Source organism: Bacillus sp. OTU530, assembly GCF_038440375.1.
The window spans coordinates 77,517-95,777 of the sequence record NZ_JASATP010000022.1 but is presented as its reverse complement, the minus strand read 5'-3'; the positions used below and the strand labels follow the sequence as shown (position 1 = coordinate 95,777).

Here is an 18,261-nt window from a genome sequence, read left to right as displayed (position 1 = left end):
TAGATAGATTATCAGAGTTATAATTTCTCAGTCTCATTTTGCTAAAGGACGCAAAATTTCTTCGCAGATTAGTACCAACCAGTCGTTCCTGAGGCTATATCCCAATTGATATACCCTTTAGCCTTGGCTATATACCCAGCACCATTATACACTTGAGCAGTATAGCAGGAGGTTTGACCTTTCATTATCGCTCCGTTACCACCACTACTACCACAAGTATATCTCGTTCTGTAAGTACCACTACTAGTGTAACTATACACCACTGCATTCGCATAGTAAGCACCGTTATCGTACGGAGCGGCATGATAAAGCGTTATTTTACCCCAAGATGTTTTACACTTCGCACTCCATTTTAGCTCCACTTTTCCATAAACATTATCGTGACTATCACTAATATAACTATAGGATTTGGTGACTGCATCATTTGCACAACCTGTGGAAACAGGGTTTGAACCATCATAAGATAGCGCAAATGCTTTTGACATTGGTGCCACATTAAATAGACCAAAGATAAGCAAAAATAGAACCCCTACATGTAATCCCTTTTTCACAACAATTCCCCTTTCTATTTTTTGACAAAATGGTTTGTTTTACCATTTTGATATTCGACAACATTCTATCACAGAGAAATGTAAGATTTCGACAGAAAACAAAAAACTGGAATATTAAAATAACAGTCTTTCTGTTTGATTGAAAAATATTTTTCAAAGGGCGTCTGACATCGGGGTCCTTTGAAAACAAATAAAAATACCTCTCTAAACTCGGTGGAATTGAAGGGGTTTTTATTTAAAAAAGTAACTATACTGGACTAATCGTTCCAGAAATACTATACTGTTCCTATTGAAAGGAGGAATTAACCATCGGACGTTCAAAAGAGTTTGATAAGGAGCGCGTACTTCATAAGGCAATGTTAGTTTTTTGGGAAAAAGGTTACGATGCGACAAGTATACCGGATTTGTTAAAAGCTATGGAGTTAAGCAGATCAAGTTTGTACGAAACCTTCGTGGACAAACAAACACTTTATGTTGAAGCAATACACCATTACAAAAAAGTCAGGCAAAGTAAACGAGATCTCTTGGTAAATGCACCGTCTGCGAAAGTTGGACTACGGCAGTATTTTGATCAGCATATTACTTCCGCGTTTGATGATGATTTGCCCAAAGGATGCTTGATTACAAACGCAACCATTGGTCTGGATTCACCGGATGAACAACTACGTAAATTGATACGAGACGGTTTTGAGGAATTGGAGCAGTCTTTCTATGAACTTTTAAGTAAAGGACAGCAGGCGGGAGAAATCGACCCTAAGAAAGATATTAAGGCTCTATCACACCTATTGCTTAACCTTAATCATAGTATCAGTGTAGTGTCCAAGGTGAAAACCGACAAAAAAATTACCTATGACATGATGAATACTGTAATTGAGATGCTCTAAATACATTTTTTTAATATTACCGGAATGATCGTTCCGATAAATATGACTTACATAACAATTGGAGGGGGGATTTTCCATGAGTTCAATCGCAAAACAAAAAATGGAGAAACCTGTTTCGTCGTGGATTACACTCATTTTGGCTGTCGCTTGTGGCGTGATTGTTGCCAATCTCTATTACGCGCAACCTTTAGTAGGACCCATTAGTTCTGCGCTCGGATTATCTTCTGGGGCAGCGGGCCTTATCGTCACGCTAACTCAAATTGGTTACGGAATCGGATTGTTATTTATCGTTCCTTTGGGAGATATCCTTGAAAACCGAAAACTTGTTGCTACGTTGTTGCTCCTCACTGCAGTCGTGTTGGTGATTGCTGGAGTGGTCAAAAGCGCTTCACTATTTCTTGCAGCTTCACTGTTTATCGGGTTGTGCTCAGTCGCAGCTCAAATACTCGTACCATACGCAGCCCATCTTTCGCCCGATGCCACACGCGGCCGCAATGTAGGTAATGTCATGAGCGGTTTGTTACTCGGTATCATGCTCGCTCGTCCCGTATCAAGTATTGTGGCGGAGTTTATGGGCTGGCGCGCTATATTCATCTTATCTGCTGCAATGATTTTTGTTCTGGCTCTTGTATTAGCAAAGTTGCTTCCTACAAGGCAGCCGATGACAACAACACAATATCCAGCACTGCTGGGTTCTATGCTGCATTTACTCAAAACGACACCAGTCCTGCAACGTAGAGCAATCTATCACTCTTGTGTATTCGGCACTTTTAGTTTGTTCTGGACAACTGTTCCTTTATTATTAACAAGCCCGACTTTCCATTTTTCCCAAAAAGAAGTTGCGCTGTTCGCATTGGTTGGAGTATCTGGGGCGGTAGCTGCACCTGTGGCAGGCCGTCTTGCTGATAGGGGCTGGTCTCGGCCAGCTACAGGATTGGCATTAGCTTTAGTGATCATTTCTGTAATTCTACCACTTATGATCCAAGGCGGCTCAACAGCAGCATTAGTAACCTTGGTAGTTTCGGCCATTCTTTTAGACATGGGAGTTTCTGCTAACATGGTTCTTGGTCAACGCGCTATTTTCTCATTGGGGGCAGAGTTTCGAAGCCGGCTTAATGGTTTATACATGGCAATCTTTTTTGCTGGCGGTGCTATAGGTTCTTCGACAGGGGGATGGGCATACGCCACTGGTGGCTGGAAAGCAGCATTGTTAATTGGAATAGCTTTACCGGTCATTGCGATGATTTATTATGCGACAGAGAAAAAATAATTGAACTACCGAGTGTTGATGGTTGAAAAAACGATTCTGCTACACAATAAAAACGGGTTATAGATGGAAAGGAAATCCAGTCTATAACCCGTTTTTACATGTATCTCAGCTGAACCCCATAATTGAATAACTGATGGTTTTCTTACAGCAAGTTTACGAAAATCACGGTAAATTGGTAAAGAAGAGAATATCCGGATTAACATTCTCTTCCTGATGTTTACCCATTTAAAAAGAAGGTAAGTTATCTAAGTTATTTTCTTTAATTCCATCCGGTTCACTACGTATAATATCCCTGCCATATTTATGAAATACGTCCACATGAGCTAACTTTCCTGCTTTTGCTTCATCAAGGGCAGTAAGATAATCTAATTCTCTTCCGCTACTTGTTTTAAAAGCAATAATATCATCCTCATCATTTTTACGAACTGCAACAATTTGTTCTACTCCTGAATTGGCCTCCTCAACGAGTTCCAATTGAGCTTGGTCTTCCCCTTGTTGTAAGTATTCATTATAGATTTTTTGAAAATCTTTTTTATCCATAAAACCCACCTCCAAAACATTTCATTAGTATGTTCGGAAGCTATTAGTTTTATGTATCATGATCCTTAACAAAATGTATTTGACCCGTTTGCGGTGGAATTATCGTAAATTTTCCGTTAATCTGTTTTAATGAATAATCGCACTATTTATTTTTTCGCAAAAAATCCCTATGTGGATTGAAGGAACCAGCCATAATAATAGCGCCACACACATAGAATACACCTGACATTCCTACAATACCTGAAACGGCTCCTAACGACAGCGGAGCAATGACCTGTGTTAACTTATTAAACATTAGACGCATACCAAGACCTTCCGCAACTCGATCTTGCGGCAATGAATTAATGGTTGTGAAAATAGAAAGCGGCTGTCCTATGCCTGAACAAAATCCAAGAATGAAGGCGAGAATACTAAGTCCTATCACACTATCAACGAACGGATTTAAAATGTAAATACTCCCAGCTACAACGATAGATATTGTAATAATAACGCTTCGCTTCAAACGACGTACAACCCATGGCAGGATGATCCGGATTAAAATACCTGCAGCGGCATTCAATGAGATAATGACACCAATTACAAGAGTAGAAACCCCCTTTTCCGCTGCCAATAATGGGAAAAAGGCAATATAAGCATCTTTCGCCAGCAAAACAAGCGAGCTAACTAAGACCGCTTTGCGCAAATCCTGGATGCGTAGTAATTTAAAAGAATTCTCTCCTTTTTCCCCTTGCTCAACTAGTTCTATTTTTTTCACCTGCAAATTTCTTAATAGAAAGGACAACGGTACAGCCAATAAAATAACAATTCCCAAAACAAAGAAAGCGTAAGTATTACTTAATAGATCTGAAAGTCCTCCGCTAATCAGTGGGCCAACAAAGCTGCCCGCTGCAACCGCAATACTAAATACAGCAATAAAGTATTCACGCAACTTGCTTTTCGAAAACAGTCCGGCATACGCCTGTATCGCCAGAACAAATATTAACTGGGCAAGACCGGAAAAAATTTGCGAGATGTATATCCCCACTAGATTGTTGAATATCGCGAGGATGATCATTGAAAGACTCCCAGACAGAATACCAAAAATAAGCGGGCTTCTTACTCCAATACGATCAATTATTTTCCCTGCTTTTATGGATAAGAACAAAGGTAAAAAAGAAAACAACGCAACAATAACCCCAATTTCTGCATGACTGGCACCTAAATCCCTCGCGTAAAGCGGAATAAGGGGGCGACTTCCCGCAATCGTAATCATAAATAGACATACACTCATAAACACAGCATAACCATCACGTCTATTTTTCATCTCAATCTACTCCTTATTATTTCCAGCTGTTAAAGAAGAAAAAACAGGCTGATTAGTCAGCCCGCAATCTTTTTTTCACTTCAGTTTTTTATAAAGATGTTGATCCCTTTTGATTCAGCATCCTGAGTAATACTCACAAACTCAACTATGTCTATAAGTTTGGTATGAAGATGTTTCTTTTGGTAAGGAGCGAATATCAAAGATAATTTTTTGTATTATGGTAGTTTTCTCATCTAATCATTGGCTTTATGTCCTTTCCATCACTTGTCAAACTTATGGATGTACAAGTCTTAGATAACCACCATAATATTAATCATAAAAAACCTTAAATTTTGGCTAAAGAGACGATTAAGTAGACTTCTATGAAAGAAGTAGATATTCTGAAATATGAGCGCTCTTGGGCTTATAGTGTTTATCTTACTAAATAGATAGCACTCCGAACAAAACACCGACAATTGTCATAACCACTGCTGTCCCTATTGCATACTTGGCCGCAAAACGAATATGGTCACCTATTTCAATACCAAGAAGCCCTACTAGTACGTAAATAGAACCTTGAAGAGGACTCAGCAAGTGTAACGGTTGTCCTAATAGAGAAGCCTGTCCAATTTCTATTGGTTTAATGCCAAAGTGGGCAGCTGTCTCCGCCATGATAGGAATAATCCCGAAATAAAAGGGAGCATTCGCCATAAAAAATGTAAATGGCATACTTATCAGTGCAACAATGACAGTTAACCGAGGTCCAAGTGCATCTGGAATTACTGCAATTAGAATATCTGCTATAGCTTTAACGATTCCAGTGCCCTCTATAATACCGGAAAATATACCAGCTGCAAATATCATCGAGACAACCGTTAAGATGTTACCTGCATGTGCGTGCACACGGTTCTTTTGATCTTGCAAGTTGGGATAATTAACAATCATCACAATAGCAAACCCAAGCATGAATAAAGCAGGTAATGGTAAGAAGCTAGTAAGTAAAGCTGTCATTACTAAGATTGTTAACACTAGATTAAACCAAAATAATTTAGGACGCTTTATTGATGCATCCATTCCTATATCAAGCGTAGCAGCAATTTCTGCGTTAAAGTCTTCGCCAATATTGATAACCCCTAACCGCTTACGTTCTTTCCGCCCAAGAAAATAAGCAACGACCAGAACCCATAATCCACCCGCAATCATAGAAGGCAGAAGTGGCATCAGTAATTTTATTATATCTACCTTTACTGCTGCCGTGGCTTGAACAGCAGGTCCCCCCCATGGTGTCAAATTCATGACTCCCATTGCTAATGCGGGAATACAGGCTAAAATGAGTTTGTTCATACCTAATCGTTCATACAGTGGAAGAAATGCTGTTACTACAATAAGATACGTAATTGTACCGTCACCATCTAAAGCAACTATCAACGACAAAACTGCAGTACCAAGTACAATTTTTAATGGGTCACCGCCTACCATTTTTAAAATTCTTAATACGAGCGGATCAAAGAATCCTGTGTCTATCAACACACCAAAGTAAAGAATGGCAAAAATAATCATAATAGCAGTCGGAGCAATTTTCTCGAGCCCCGCTAGCATCATTGGCCCTAAATCGGTAAAACCGCCAATTAGTGCAAAAACGACCGGAACAACGGTTAGTGCGTTGAATGCTGATAAACGCTTACTCATTATCAGATACATAAAAACCACAATCATCGCAAATCCCAGAAATGCAAGCATTATATATTCCCTCCATATTTCGCTGAATTCTTTAGATTAGATAGCAACTTACAGCAGATAATCCCTCTAGGGTAAACATCTAGTAGTAAGTACGAAGTAATGCTCAAAACAAGAAGTAAACAATGACCTCACTCTTATTTGGAAAGGCTTACAAATTTAACAGCCCAAAATTGTATTGCATATGCAAAAACTAAAATACAGGCTAGACTTTTATTACTATCAGAAATCAAATTCAATAAACCCAATTAAAGGAGTCCTTAGCAAAAATTTAGGGAGAATCGAACGATTATGATTGTTAGCTTTGCTTTAAGCTAGGTACTTTACCAATCTCATACTATTTGTATCATTCTCCAATTATTTGAAGTATTGATTAGTCTTAGTAATAAGGGTATCCATCTATTCTTCATAATTTTTGGTGGAAAGACCCAATGATAATAAAAAAATTGAATTACTCAGGCCAAAACTGTAAGATTTCTTTCCCAAAACCTTAAAGCCTTAGCCTGAAAGAAAAATGAAACAAATATGAATTAATAGACTGATTCCTTCATCCCTCTATTAGCTGTTAATTGGTATGGTTTTTTCTTTACAAGCTTCAATCACTTCCAACCATCGCTCTGGTTTTTTGCCTTTGAATTTTTCTCTCAAGTTAAGCTCGGCTAGTTGTTGAAGCTTTTCTTTTGCTGCTTTAGACATGGATGAATCAATATTGGAAGCCTCTAGCATTTGGATGGAGCCATCGAGTTCTATGGATCTTCTTAATGCATGAATGGAGGTGCCGGTTACTAATCGATTCATGGTTTGTTCAAAACTTTTGCCATCCAAAGTATCGCTTAATGAATCTAGCACCAGTTTTTCCACGTTAAATGCATGGGCAGCCTCCAACAACTCCAGGTAAAGCGCCGCTACCCCCTTCATATGAATACTCCGGATCAGTTTCACCGCAGAAGCTTCGCCAGGATTCCCACTGACTTTCCGGATGACCATTCCATATGGGGACATCAAAGAGATAAACTGGTCTGCTCCGCCACCGCTTGCTAAAATAGGAACTTTATGTTTATTGACTGGCAAGGAGCCCATCATCGCTGCATCTACAAAAAGCACGCCATTTTGCTCGATGTTTTTCGCAATGTTTTGTTTCACGCCCGGAGTGGAAGCCGATACATCAACATACACACAATCCTTCTTTAGGTGTGGCTTCAACTCTTCGCTCACTCCGTAAGCTTTATCTGCAGGTACCGCCACTATGACTACTTCGACTTGTTTCAGCACGTCTTCCGCCGTAGCAAGAATTTGGACTTGAGCTTGGCTGGCCCGCTCCTTTATTTGTGCGCCAAAGGTAGGGTGATTTACCATCACATCATGGGCAAAAATCGTTTCTATCCCTTCTTCTCTTAACCCTCTTGATAATTCAAAAGCTGCTTCTCCAAACCCGATAAAACCTAACCTCATCTTTACACCCTCCTCTTATTTTACAAGCCGTAAGATTCCATCTTTTCTTTTAACCAAGGCGGCTGGATGCTTCCTCCATCAATACCTTGTTGGCGTTTTTTCCCATATTCTGCGATGGTTTCTAGGCGTTTTTCCTCATAACCTAATTTTTTCTCTGCTTTAGCAAGAGCATCTTCAATTTTTTCTCTTGGAACGACAATGACACCATCCTCGTCACCCATCACCAAATCCCCTGGATGAACAGACACGCCGCCACAAGAGATCGGGATATTTAGTTCACCCGGACCATCCTTAAGAGGACCGTTAGGAATAAATCCTTTAGCGAAAATCGGGAAATTCAATGTGCTAAGAGCCTCCTTATCACGAACCAATCCGTCAATGACAATACCTTCAATTCCCATTGCCTTAGCAGCTCCTGCCATTAATTCTCCAAGATAAGCATTTGTTGTATGACCTTTTCCATCTGCAACTAGCACATAGCCTTCTTGCCCGGAATAAATAGCTTGATGAAGAAATAGATTATCTCCAGGTCTCAAACTGACTGTCATAGCAGTTCCTACAACCTTCATCCCTGTTGCTACCGGCTTTATTTTGTAATCCATAGAACCAGTACATCCCAGAGCATCTGATATAAGTGTTGTATTCAGACGTTTTGCTCTTTCAATAATTTCTGCAGATAAGATCGGCGCTAAATTAAACAATGACATACACCCCTTATTGATAATCTTTTAATGTTGTATAAATCACTACTTCAGTTGAAGAGTGTTGATCCCATTCGGATAGAATGAATGAAAATTCAAGAAATTTTTCATAACTTTTCTATCAATCGCTCATGTACTACTTTTTACTTGTTACCTTCTGATCTACCACTCATATCGAAACCGTTTTCAAAAGACCTTATATAAAAGTCTAGATTCCGTCGTTTTTGAATGGTTACCTGTTTTGTCTTAGATAGATTAGTTCGGTTTTTCGTGTGCGTAATAATTATAACTTTATAAAGTTATGTAGTAATTTTTATTACTGGATGTAAATGTATCTTACCACTAGTATTTATGAAAGTAAACGCTTTTTTTTATAGAGGCTAGGTAACAATAATAAGCACTTAATCTAAAAAAAGAAAAAAAGGGCACAGGAACAGAGAATTCGAATCAAACTGTAAATTCGAAATTCTTTATTCCTATAACCCTTATCATTTCAATTATTGATAGTGATAATTTATTTTTGTGAGAATTGAATTAACTTCATCAAGACGATATTTTACTTTCTCTTGATATTTTATAGCTACGGCACTAATCAGATAATCAGCTACAAACATAGACGAGATAGCCGAATTATGAAAAGCAATACTGCTAGAACTACATGGTAATATTAAATCTGAATACTTAACCAAAGGGGAAGAATAACTGTCTGTAATGGAAATAACTTGCGCATTCTTTTCTTTGGCCGTCATAACAAATTCAACGATTCTTCGAGCATATCTGGGAAAACTAGCTGCAATGACTAAATCCGAGGAAGTAAGATCGGCCCCTTTATCAACCCAGTCACTTAGATCTGCAACAATCAAATCACAGTTTCCGAGTAAGCGATTAAGACCAAAGGTTAAATACTGTGCCACCGGCAGTCCGCTTCTAACACTAGTACAAAAGATTCGCTCGGCAGATACAATCATTTCCAACGTTTTATCTAACGTCTCAGCAGGGATCATTTCAACTGTTGATTGAATGTTTTGAAGTTGATTTTCTGCACAGCGAATCCATAAATCACTTTGATTTAAATCTTTTAAATTTACCTCTAGTCTAGTTTGGGGGGCCGCCCTATTACGCAAAATCTCCTGAAGTCCTTTTTGAAATTCTGTGTATCCTGAATAACCCAGACTAAAGGTCAATCTCATTATAGTGGTGGTACTCGTTCCTACAATCCCAGCTAACTGATCAACTGTCAAAAATGCTACATCTAAAGGGTTTTTAATAATATAATCCGCAACCTTACGTTGTGTTTCCGTTAATTCTGATACTTTTTCTTTCAGCTTTAATATTGGATTTTCCATACTCTCTCTCCAATTGAACAATATGTCGTAGATTTTACGTCTTTACTTTCCTATAAAAGATTTTTCACAACCTTTAATGAGACTTTAGTACCCTTGCTTTTCTGTGTAAAAAGGAGATTCTCCCACATTGAATCAAGAATTTATTTTTTGGTTTTCGAAAGATATAATCAGAGAAAACAGCATTTTTATAAGATGAGTTGTTTCCCTTTTTGTTTCGATTGAATATTCCCTTTCTCCCCTTATCATGACTAACATAAATAAAGCCGTAACGCTTTTTCATTTCTGCCTTTGATGCACTAAAAAAAGTGCCTCGTCTCCATGTTGTATAGCCATTCCTCCCCCATAAGAAACCTTTAGGAAATTATTTTTCAATTCCCTCACTAATTTAACTTTCTTTCCAATTAAAATTTTCTATAAAATTTACGAACGCCTCAACGACATTCCATTCTAAGGATTCCTCATGATAATACATCCACGTTTTTCGTAAGATAGACTTCCCTGTTTGATCCGTTAAGTCAACCTTATATAATTCTTCTACCTCGGTAAACATCCTACTGGACAAGATGCCATAGCCTAAACCATTGATCACCATTTCCTTACAAGTATCAACTTGGTCAACTTCTATACTGATAAAAGGCGCCTCTGCATAGTTTTCGGCCCACCAATTATCAATTAATGATTTTAATAAGTAATCCCCTTTATAATCAATTCTAGGAAGGTGAGGGAGATCGGTAATATCAATCTTTTCCTTTGATGCAATGCATATTGTTTCTTCAAATAATAGCTGCCTCAATAATCCTCTACAGCCATAGTTCCCTCGAACAAAGCCGATATGAACATCTTTATTGTGTATCAGCTGAGTTACATCCTTGCTCCATCCTGTAATCACTTTAAATTCCACATGAGGATACCGCATTTTAAACAATTTCAAAATATAAGGCAGTTCATAATTAGCAAAAAAATTAGATACGCCCAATTTCAATGTGCCTACAATTACATTACTTTCATCATGACTCATATTAAGGACATTTTCTTTTATCTTTTGATAATGAGCAAGCGCTTCCTCAGCACAATGGACAAGATATTCTCCTTGTGGAGTAAAGTGAATTCCTCTGCTTTCACGGGTTACGATTTTAACACCTAATTCCTCCTGCATATGCTTTAAACGATTGGTTAATGCAGGTTGCGTAATAAACAAAAGCCGGGCCGCTTTCGTTAGATTTTTTTGACTATAGAGCACCTTCAGTATTTCCCAATCCCGGTAATCCATTACTCTCTCCCCCAAGAATCTGTATCATATAAAACTTTTTTATAAGTACTTATAATTTTTTAGCATTTTATTTATCCCAATTATTGCATTATCCTTAGCCTTAAGCAATTGATAATTACTTCTTTACATAATTGTATACAACACAATGTAGAAGAAGTACAAATCCTGGGGGTATTGTGAATGGGAATACAGGAAAACCAAAAAAGTCCATGGCGAAACTTTCATGGCCCAAACCTTGGCTATGTGATGGAACAATATGAGCGATATGAGAACGGTGATGAGAATGTTGATCCAGAATTGAAAGAGCTTTTTCTTACATGGGGATCACCTTTATCTGTTGAGACAAGTCATATAAAAGAAGATATCGAACCTGGATCTGTTATTTCTAACAATACGGCATATATGAAAAAAGTACTTCAGGTAGCGAAACTGCTCGAAGATATTCGAGCTCACGGGCATCTGGCCGCATCCATAAATCCGCTTGGAGAAAAGAACAAAGAGGAAGTGCTCTTCCATCTTAGTAAATATGGCCTGACAGAAGAAGATTTGAAAGCGATACCATCATCGGTGGTTTGGGAGAATGCGCCGGAAGGCATCAACACAGCCGCTGACGCGGTTCAGCGGTTAAAAGAGCTTTACACAAGTACGTTAGCCTACGAATTTTCCCATGTACATACGAAGGAAGAAAAAGTTTGGTTGACGCAAATGATTGAAAAAGGCTATTTGTCGCGCTCCTTCTCGAAGGAAGAACAAATTAGCTTGCTAAAGCGGCTGACAGCAGTCGAAGGGTTTGAACAGTTTTTGCATAAAACATTCGTCGGTCAAAAACGCTTTTCCATTGAGGGGGTGGACACACTCGTCCCGATTCTCGACGAGGTCATCCGCAACGGTAATGGAGACGGCGCGGGCCATGTCATGATTGGGATGGCACACCGTGGCCGCTTAAGCGTACTGGCGCACGTGCTGGAAAAACCGTACAACAATATTTTTGCAGAGTTCCTTCACGCAGCCAGAAAGCCGCTTCCGGTAGCCGACAACATTAAAGTTGTGGTTACAGAAGGTTGGACAGGAGATGTGAAGTACCACTTAGGCCGAAACCGGGTGGTTGAAGATTCACATGCTCATGTGACACGTATCACGTTAGCAAATAACCCGAGCCACCTTGAATTCGTCGATCCGGTCGTAGAGGGCTATACAAGAGCTGCCCAAGAGAACCGGAGCAACCCGGGTTATCCAGAACAGAATGTGAATGAAGCATTTGCTATCCTAGTGCATGGCGACGCTGCCTTCCCTGGACAGGGAATTGTAGCCGAAACGCTAAATTTGGGTGGATTAAAAGGCTATCAAACTGGCGGAACGATCCATATTATTGCAAATAACCTTGTTGGTTTTACAACGGACAGCCATGACTCTCGCTCTACGAGATATGCGAGTGACCTAGCAAAAGGCTATGAGATCCCAATTGTCCATGTGAATGCCGACGATCCGGAAGCCTGTCTAGCAGCGGCTTACCTTGCTTATCAGTACCGCGTTCGCTTCAAGAAGGATTTCTTGATTGACCTTGTCGGCTACCGCCGGTTTGGGCATAACGAAATGGATGACCCAATGGTTACACAGCCGCAGGTATACAAGGAAATTGCAAAACATCCGACCGTACGGGCGCTGTATGCAGCTCAACTACAGGAGGACGGCGTGCTCAGCCAAGCTGAGGTAGAACGAATTAACAATGAGATGCATACCGTGCTACAGGCCGAGTACGACCTGGTAGCCAACGGGGAAAAAGAAGATCGGGACGATGCACCGGTGCCAGACGTGATTGTTCAGGGCATCCCGAGTTTGATGAAAACGGGAGTTCCGGTAGATACGCTCCGCCAATTAAACCGTGACCTGCTTCAGTGGCCGGAAACATTTCATGTGTATCCAAAACTGAAGAAAATACTGGAACGCCGCGAAAGCGCGCTTGAGGAAGGCGGCAAAGTGGAATGGGCCTTGGCCGAAGCGCTTGCATTTGCGACAATTCTGCAGGACGGCAAACCGATTCGCCTCACCGGGCAGGATTCTGAGCGTGGAACGTTTGCTCAGCGCCATATCGTCCTACACGATTCGGAAACGAATGAAACGTATTCGCCGCTACACCGCCTGCCGCAGGCAAAAGCTTCATTTGCTATCCATAACAGTCCGCTGTCAGAGGCGGCGGTTGTCGGATTTGAATACGGCTACAACGTATTTGCACCGGAAACATTGGTGCTATGGGAAGCCCAGTACGGCGATTTCGCCAACACGGCGCAGGCGCTGTTCGACCAGTTCGTCTCAGCAGGCCGGGCTAAATGGGGTCAGAAATCCGGATTGGTGCTCTTGCTTCCTCATGGGTATGAAGGGCAAGGGCCGGAGCATTCCAGTGCCCGTCCGGAACGCTTCCTGCAACTGGCAGCCGAAAACAACTGGACAGTCGCAAACTTAACGAGCGCTGCTCAATACTTCCATATTTTGCGCCGTCAGGCTGCTTCGCTGGAAACGGAATATGTGCGTCCGCTCGTAATCATGACACCAAAAAGTCTGCTCCGCAACTCGCTTATTGCTTCACCGGCTGAAGAACTAAGCAGCCAGTGCTTCCAAACGATGTTAGAACAGCCAAAACTTGGCGGGAAAGCGGAGAAAGTCAAACGCTTAATCTTAACGACGGGCAAGATGGCAATCGACCTGGCTGCGGCGGTGGATGCAGCAGGCGAACAGCCGCAGCTCGATGACATCCATATTCTTCGTGTAGAACAGCTGTATCCGTTCCCGAAAGAAAAAATCGAAGCCGTCATCAAGCGCTATCCAAATCTTGAGGAACTTGTATGGGTGCAGGAAGAACCGAAGAATATGGGAGCATGGCATTTCATTGCGCCAACCCTCTATGACCTTGCGGCAAGCAGAATCAAGGTCGGCTATATCGGACGCCCGGACCGTTCAAGCCCTTCAGGCGGTGACCCGGCGCTCCATAAAAAAGAACAGGACCGCATCGTGAAACACGCATTGAAGCAGAGCGGCGGCCTGTGAAGCTAGGCGTAAGGCTGGTTTTTAGTAAAGCATGAAGAGAAGTATAAAGTCCTAAAACAAAGCATTTCATATAATGTGCAGCTTAAGGAAAATAGGGAGGAAATCGGACATGATTGAAATTAAAGTACCTGAGCTTGCTGAATCTATTTCAGAAGGAACAATCTCACAGTGGCTGGTCAAGGTCGGTGATACAATCAACAAAGGAGAAAGCGTCGTTGAATTGGAAACTGACAAGGTCAATATTGAAGTGAACGCTGATTACACAGGGGTGGTCACACAAGTGTTAAAGCAACCCGGTGACACGGTGGAGGTAGGAGATGTCATCGCCATCCTAGAGGAGAATGTATCAGAAGGCACCGTGGTGTCCGCCCCAGCGGCTCCGACTGTAAAACCGGCGGAGGAGGCAGCAAGCCAGCCAGACGCTCCAGTGAAGCGTATTGTTGCATCACCGGCTGCAAGAAAGCGTGCAAGAGAGCTAGGCATTGACTTACATGCCGTCCAAAGCAGCGATCCGCTTGGACGAATCCGCTCGGTAGATGTTACAGCCCATACACAGGCATCTGCATCGCACTCGGCTCCTGTGACAGCTTCAGCCCCGAAAGAGGAGAAACCGGCTGCGCCAAAACAGGTGGAAGAGTTCAACAAACCGATTGAGCGTATAAAAATGTCACGCCGCCGCCAAACCATCGCGAAACGTCTCGTCGAAGTACAGCATACAGCGGCCATGCTGACAACGTTTAATGAAGTCGATATGTCTGCCGTGATGGAATTACGGAAAAAACGGAAAGACGCATTCTATGAAAAGCATGGTGTCCGTCTCGGGTTTATGTCTTTCTTTACAAAGGCGGTTGTAGCAGCCCTGAAGCAGTTCCCACTGTTAAACGCCGAAATCCAGGATGATGAGATCGTCGTGAAGAAATTTTATGATATCGGCATCGCCGTAGCCGCTCCGGAAGGATTAGTCGTACCAGTTGTTCGCGAGGCAAATGAGAAAACGTTTGCCGAAATCGAGCGAGAAATCGGCCATCTCGGTACAAAAGCACGCGACAATGCCCTTACTTTAAAAGAACTGCAAGGCGGTACATTTACGATTACAAATGGCGGGGTTTTTGGTTCCTTAATGTCAACGCCAATCTTAAACAGCCCACAAGTGGGGATTCTAGGTATGCATAAAATTCAAACAAGACCAGTGGCCATTGATAACGAACGGATGGAAAACCGTCCGATGATGTATATTGCCCTCTCTTACGACCACCGGATTGTGGACGGGAAAGAAGCCGTCAGCTTCCTGACCACTGTCAAAGAGTTATTGGAAGATCCGGAATCATTATTATTAGAAGGCTAAGGATTTTATACAGTGGGGTCAAGTAAGACTCATTCGCAAGGTGCTTACAATATAGGGTCAGCTGTTTCAGATCATTTAGGGAGATAGATGTATGGAAGCAAAATATTGCAAAGAATCACGAGTGATACGAACAAGTCGTGTATTTCCAAATGACGTAAACAATCATAATACATTATTTGGGGGACGGCTAATGAGTGATGTGGACCAGGTAGCATCTATTTCTGCAGCCCGTCATAGTCGCAGGGAATGTGTAACTGCTTCAACTGACTCAGTTGACTTCCTATATCCTATTCGTACAACAGATTCGGTCTGTTTTGAATCCTATGTGACATGGACAGGGACATCATCTATGGAAGTTTTTGTGAAAATTATTGCTGAAGATTTAAAAAGTGGTGAACGTAAGATTGCAGCAACTGCTTTATTAACATTTGTCGCACTTGATCAACATAAACGTCCCACATATGTTCCACAAGTCATTCCGGAAACAGAAGAAGAGAAAAAATTGCATGAAACCGCACCAGAGCGAGCAAGAGCACGCAAAGAAAGAAAACAAAAGAGTAAGGAATTAGCTTCTTTTTTAACAACAAATTATCCTTGTTTAACGTAGCTTACGATACCTTTAGTCAAGTTGTAGACATCTAGCAGTCTGTAGAATAAACAAAAATATGGTCTTTTAATTTGGGAAAATGAACTGTTCCCAACAAATATAAGAGGCGCCGCCACAGGTGTCGGAACGGGGGTTAGCCGAATCGGCTCCCCCGTTAGTACGTTTTTATTCCCGATGACTTTCAATAAATATGGTTTAGAAACGACTTTGTATCTTTGTGCAGGATTACTCTTTCTAGGATGTATTATTTCTCTCATTATGGCTCGAGAAACAAAGAATATGAATTTAACAAAAGCCAGTTACGTGAAAGCCCCCTTCTTCCCCCCTTTTGGGTTGTTTGAAGAAGGGGGCTTCCTGCTTCACGAGCCGTAATATAGCGGGATTTCCTGATATGTCTTGCACAATCTCTACAGGTGTAGATTCTACGGTTCCGATGCAAAAATTTCAGTTAACTTGAAACCAATCTATAAATCTTTGGCATACTGACATTATCAATCTAGAAAGGAGATGATATTTAGTATGAAAGCTTCAATGTTTATTAAGCTAAGTTCTTTATTTATTATCATGTCATCAAAATTATATAGTTAAATACGGTAATTGAAATCTTAAAATTCTTTTAATACGCCTGAACAATTTTTAATATAATCATTATTACTAATATCAAAGTCAATATTAATATTAACTTTTTTATTAATTGTCTTGCTTGAATTGTTTTGTTAGTTCCTAGTACTTACATCCTCAAGGCAGCCAGAACTGAATTAATCTAATTATAAATTAATCATTTAATACCTATTGATATTAACACTTATATTAATTTTGGTTTTTATACTAAAGATCTAAATCATTTTCGGATATCGTTGTTTCCTATTAATACATATATGTAATCTCTTCACTGAAACAGTATGAAGAAGAAGAAAAATCATTTCTCCAAGTATAATCATTGGGGATATGCACAATCGAGAGAAGGAATCACAAGTACTTCTTTCCTCAAACCATATATATAAAACAAGGGCTTACTACCGCTTTCTTCTCCTAACAAAAACGTCTGCAGCAAAAGTCTGCAGACGTTCAGTCTTCTTATTAAGCAAATTGTACATTTTTTCTTGCTGTGAGTTTCTCGGTAACAATCTTTATAAGATCTACAACACGTCTAGAGTATCCCCATTCATTGTCGTACCACGCAAGTACCTTTACTTTACGGCTTCCCATTACCATAGTGGATAAACCATCAATAATCGCAGAGCTTACATTTGTATTGAAATCTACTGAGACAAGTGGTTCATCACAAACCTCAATAATCCCCATCAGCGAACTGTTAGATGCAGCTCGAAACGCATTGTTAATCTCCTCGACGGTAACATCATTCTTCAAATCAACAACGAGATCGACGAGCGACACATTCGGCGTTGGGACGCGAAGCGCCATACCGTGAAGCTTACCTGACAAGTGAGGAAGAACCTTGGCTAACGCTTTTGCTGCTCCAGTTGTTGTTGGAATGATAGATTGTGCACAAGCACGGGCCCTGCGCAGATCCTTATGTGGATTATCAATGTTCTTTTGGTCATTCGTGTATGCATGAACAGTCGTCATTAAACCGTTTTCAATACCAAACTGCTCATCAAGAACCTTTACAACAGGCGCTAGGCAATTTGTTGTACAAGAAGCGTTAGAAATGACAGTATGCTTTGCAAGATCAAGCTGGTGTTCGTTAACCCCCACTACAACTGTGATATCCTCACCTTTACCCGGTGCCGTTAAAATGACATGTTTTGCTCCTGCTTCCACATGGTCCATTGCCTTTTCCTTCGCATTGAATTTCCCCGTTGCTTCAATCACAATATCAATACCAAGTTCTTCCCAAGGAAGCCGCTTGGGATCACGTTCACTAAGCAGATGAACCATTTTTCCATCGATTAATAAATGGTTCTCAAACGCTTCCACTGTTCCACTAAATTTTCCGTGCACTGTATCATATTTGATTAAATGTGCTAATGTTTCAGCAGGGTAGCTGGCATTAATTGCTGTGATTTCAAATGCACTTTCCTTAATCGCCTGACGGAACACCATTCTACCAATACGACCAAATCCATTGATTGCTACACGAACCATTTTCTAGAACCTCCAAATTATAGTATACTACTAACCTTAAAAGTCTATAAACTTCATATCATATTACAGATAGTATGAACCATAGTTTTACATTTTGGTGATTTCGTTGTATTTACAGTGAATAT

The 18,261-nt window shown here is 40.7% G+C and carries 15 protein-coding genes; 6 read left to right on the top strand and 9 right to left on the bottom strand.

The window, feature by feature from the left end; translation table 11 throughout:
• Positions 1-68 precede the first annotated feature (68 nt).
• Positions 69-551 (bottom strand): DUF2690 domain-containing protein, encoded by a 483-nt coding sequence (locus tag AAHB12_RS17255; RefSeq protein WP_342046211.1) that lies wholly within the window; start codon positions 549-551, stop codon positions 69-71.
• Between the two features lie 356 nt (positions 552-907).
• Here AAHB12_RS17255 and AAHB12_RS17250 point away from each other — a divergent pair, with 356 nt between their 5' ends.
• Complete coding sequence (locus tag AAHB12_RS17250; protein WP_342046210.1) at positions 908-1,435, top strand: TetR/AcrR family transcriptional regulator; 528 nt, start codon at positions 908-910, stop codon at positions 1,433-1,435.
• Between the two features lie 76 nt (positions 1,436-1,511).
• Positions 1,512-2,705 (top strand): MFS transporter, encoded by a 1,194-nt coding sequence (locus AAHB12_RS17245; protein WP_342046209.1) that lies wholly within the window; start codon positions 1,512-1,514, stop codon positions 2,703-2,705.
• A gap of 225 nt (positions 2,706-2,930) precedes the next feature.
• Here the strand turns inward: AAHB12_RS17245 and AAHB12_RS17240 are convergent, their stop codons facing one another.
• The 7 genes from AAHB12_RS17240 to AAHB12_RS17210 form a co-directional block, all read right to left on the bottom strand.
• Positions 2,931-3,245 carry a DUF3892 domain-containing protein gene (locus AAHB12_RS17240; RefSeq protein ID WP_342046208.1) on the bottom strand — a complete coding sequence of 105 codons (315 nt, stop codon included), beginning with the start codon at positions 3,243-3,245 and terminating at the stop codon, positions 2,931-2,933.
• Between the two features lie 142 nt (positions 3,246-3,387).
• Positions 3,388-4,548, bottom strand: a complete 1,161-nt coding sequence (locus tag AAHB12_RS17235; RefSeq protein WP_342046207.1) for an MFS transporter — start codon at positions 4,546-4,548, stop codon at positions 3,388-3,390.
• A 420-nt stretch (positions 4,549-4,968) separates the two neighbouring features.
• Positions 4,969-6,267, bottom strand: a complete 1,299-nt coding sequence (locus tag AAHB12_RS17230; protein ID WP_342046206.1) for a CitMHS family transporter — start codon at positions 6,265-6,267, stop codon at positions 4,969-4,971.
• A gap of 555 nt (positions 6,268-6,822) precedes the next feature.
• On the bottom strand, positions 6,823-7,716 hold the full coding sequence (locus AAHB12_RS17225; RefSeq protein WP_342046205.1) for a prephenate dehydrogenase/arogenate dehydrogenase family protein: 894 nt from the start codon (positions 7,714-7,716) through the stop codon (positions 6,823-6,825).
• Between the two features lie 20 nt (positions 7,717-7,736).
• Entirely contained in the window at positions 7,737-8,423 is a 687-nt protein-coding gene (locus AAHB12_RS17220; RefSeq protein WP_446715574.1) for an RraA family protein, read from the bottom strand.
• Positions 8,424-8,914: 491 nt separating this feature from the next.
• A complete protein-coding gene (locus AAHB12_RS17215; RefSeq protein WP_342046203.1) occupies positions 8,915-9,763 on the bottom strand; it encodes a MurR/RpiR family transcriptional regulator in 849 nt (282 codons plus the stop codon).
• Positions 9,764-10,148: 385 nt separating this feature from the next.
• Positions 10,149-11,033 (bottom strand): LysR family transcriptional regulator, encoded by an 885-nt coding sequence (locus tag AAHB12_RS17210; RefSeq protein ID WP_342046202.1) that lies wholly within the window; start codon positions 11,031-11,033, stop codon positions 10,149-10,151.
• A 180-nt stretch (positions 11,034-11,213) separates the two neighbouring features.
• Here AAHB12_RS17210 and AAHB12_RS17205 point away from each other — a divergent pair, with 180 nt between their 5' ends.
• The 4 genes from AAHB12_RS17205 to AAHB12_RS31850 all read left to right on the top strand — a co-directional run bounded on the left by AAHB12_RS17205 (position 11,214) and on the right by AAHB12_RS31850 (position 16,399).
• Entirely contained in the window at positions 11,214-14,075 is a 2,862-nt protein-coding gene (locus AAHB12_RS17205) for a 2-oxoglutarate dehydrogenase E1 component (RefSeq protein ID WP_342046201.1), read from the top strand.
• Between the two features lie 109 nt (positions 14,076-14,184).
• Positions 14,185-15,420 carry a 2-oxoglutarate dehydrogenase complex dihydrolipoyllysine-residue succinyltransferase gene (gene odhB / locus AAHB12_RS17200; RefSeq protein ID WP_342046216.1) on the top strand — a complete coding sequence of 412 codons (1,236 nt, stop codon included), beginning with the start codon at positions 14,185-14,187 and terminating at the stop codon, positions 15,418-15,420.
• 91 nt (positions 15,421-15,511) lie between these two features.
• Positions 15,512-16,027 (top strand): acyl-CoA thioesterase, encoded by a 516-nt coding sequence (locus AAHB12_RS17195; RefSeq protein WP_342046200.1) that lies wholly within the window; start codon positions 15,512-15,514, stop codon positions 16,025-16,027.
• Positions 16,028-16,096: 69 nt separating this feature from the next.
• Positions 16,097-16,399 (top strand): MFS transporter, encoded by a 303-nt coding sequence (locus tag AAHB12_RS31850; RefSeq protein ID WP_446715576.1) that lies wholly within the window; start codon positions 16,097-16,099, stop codon positions 16,397-16,399.
• Positions 16,400-17,107: 708 nt separating this feature from the next.
• Here the strand turns inward: AAHB12_RS31850 and AAHB12_RS17190 are convergent.
• Positions 17,108-18,136, bottom strand: a complete 1,029-nt coding sequence (locus tag AAHB12_RS17190) for a glyceraldehyde-3-phosphate dehydrogenase (RefSeq protein WP_342046199.1) — start codon at positions 18,134-18,136, stop codon at positions 17,108-17,110.
• Between the last annotated feature and the right edge of the window lie 125 nt (positions 18,137-18,261).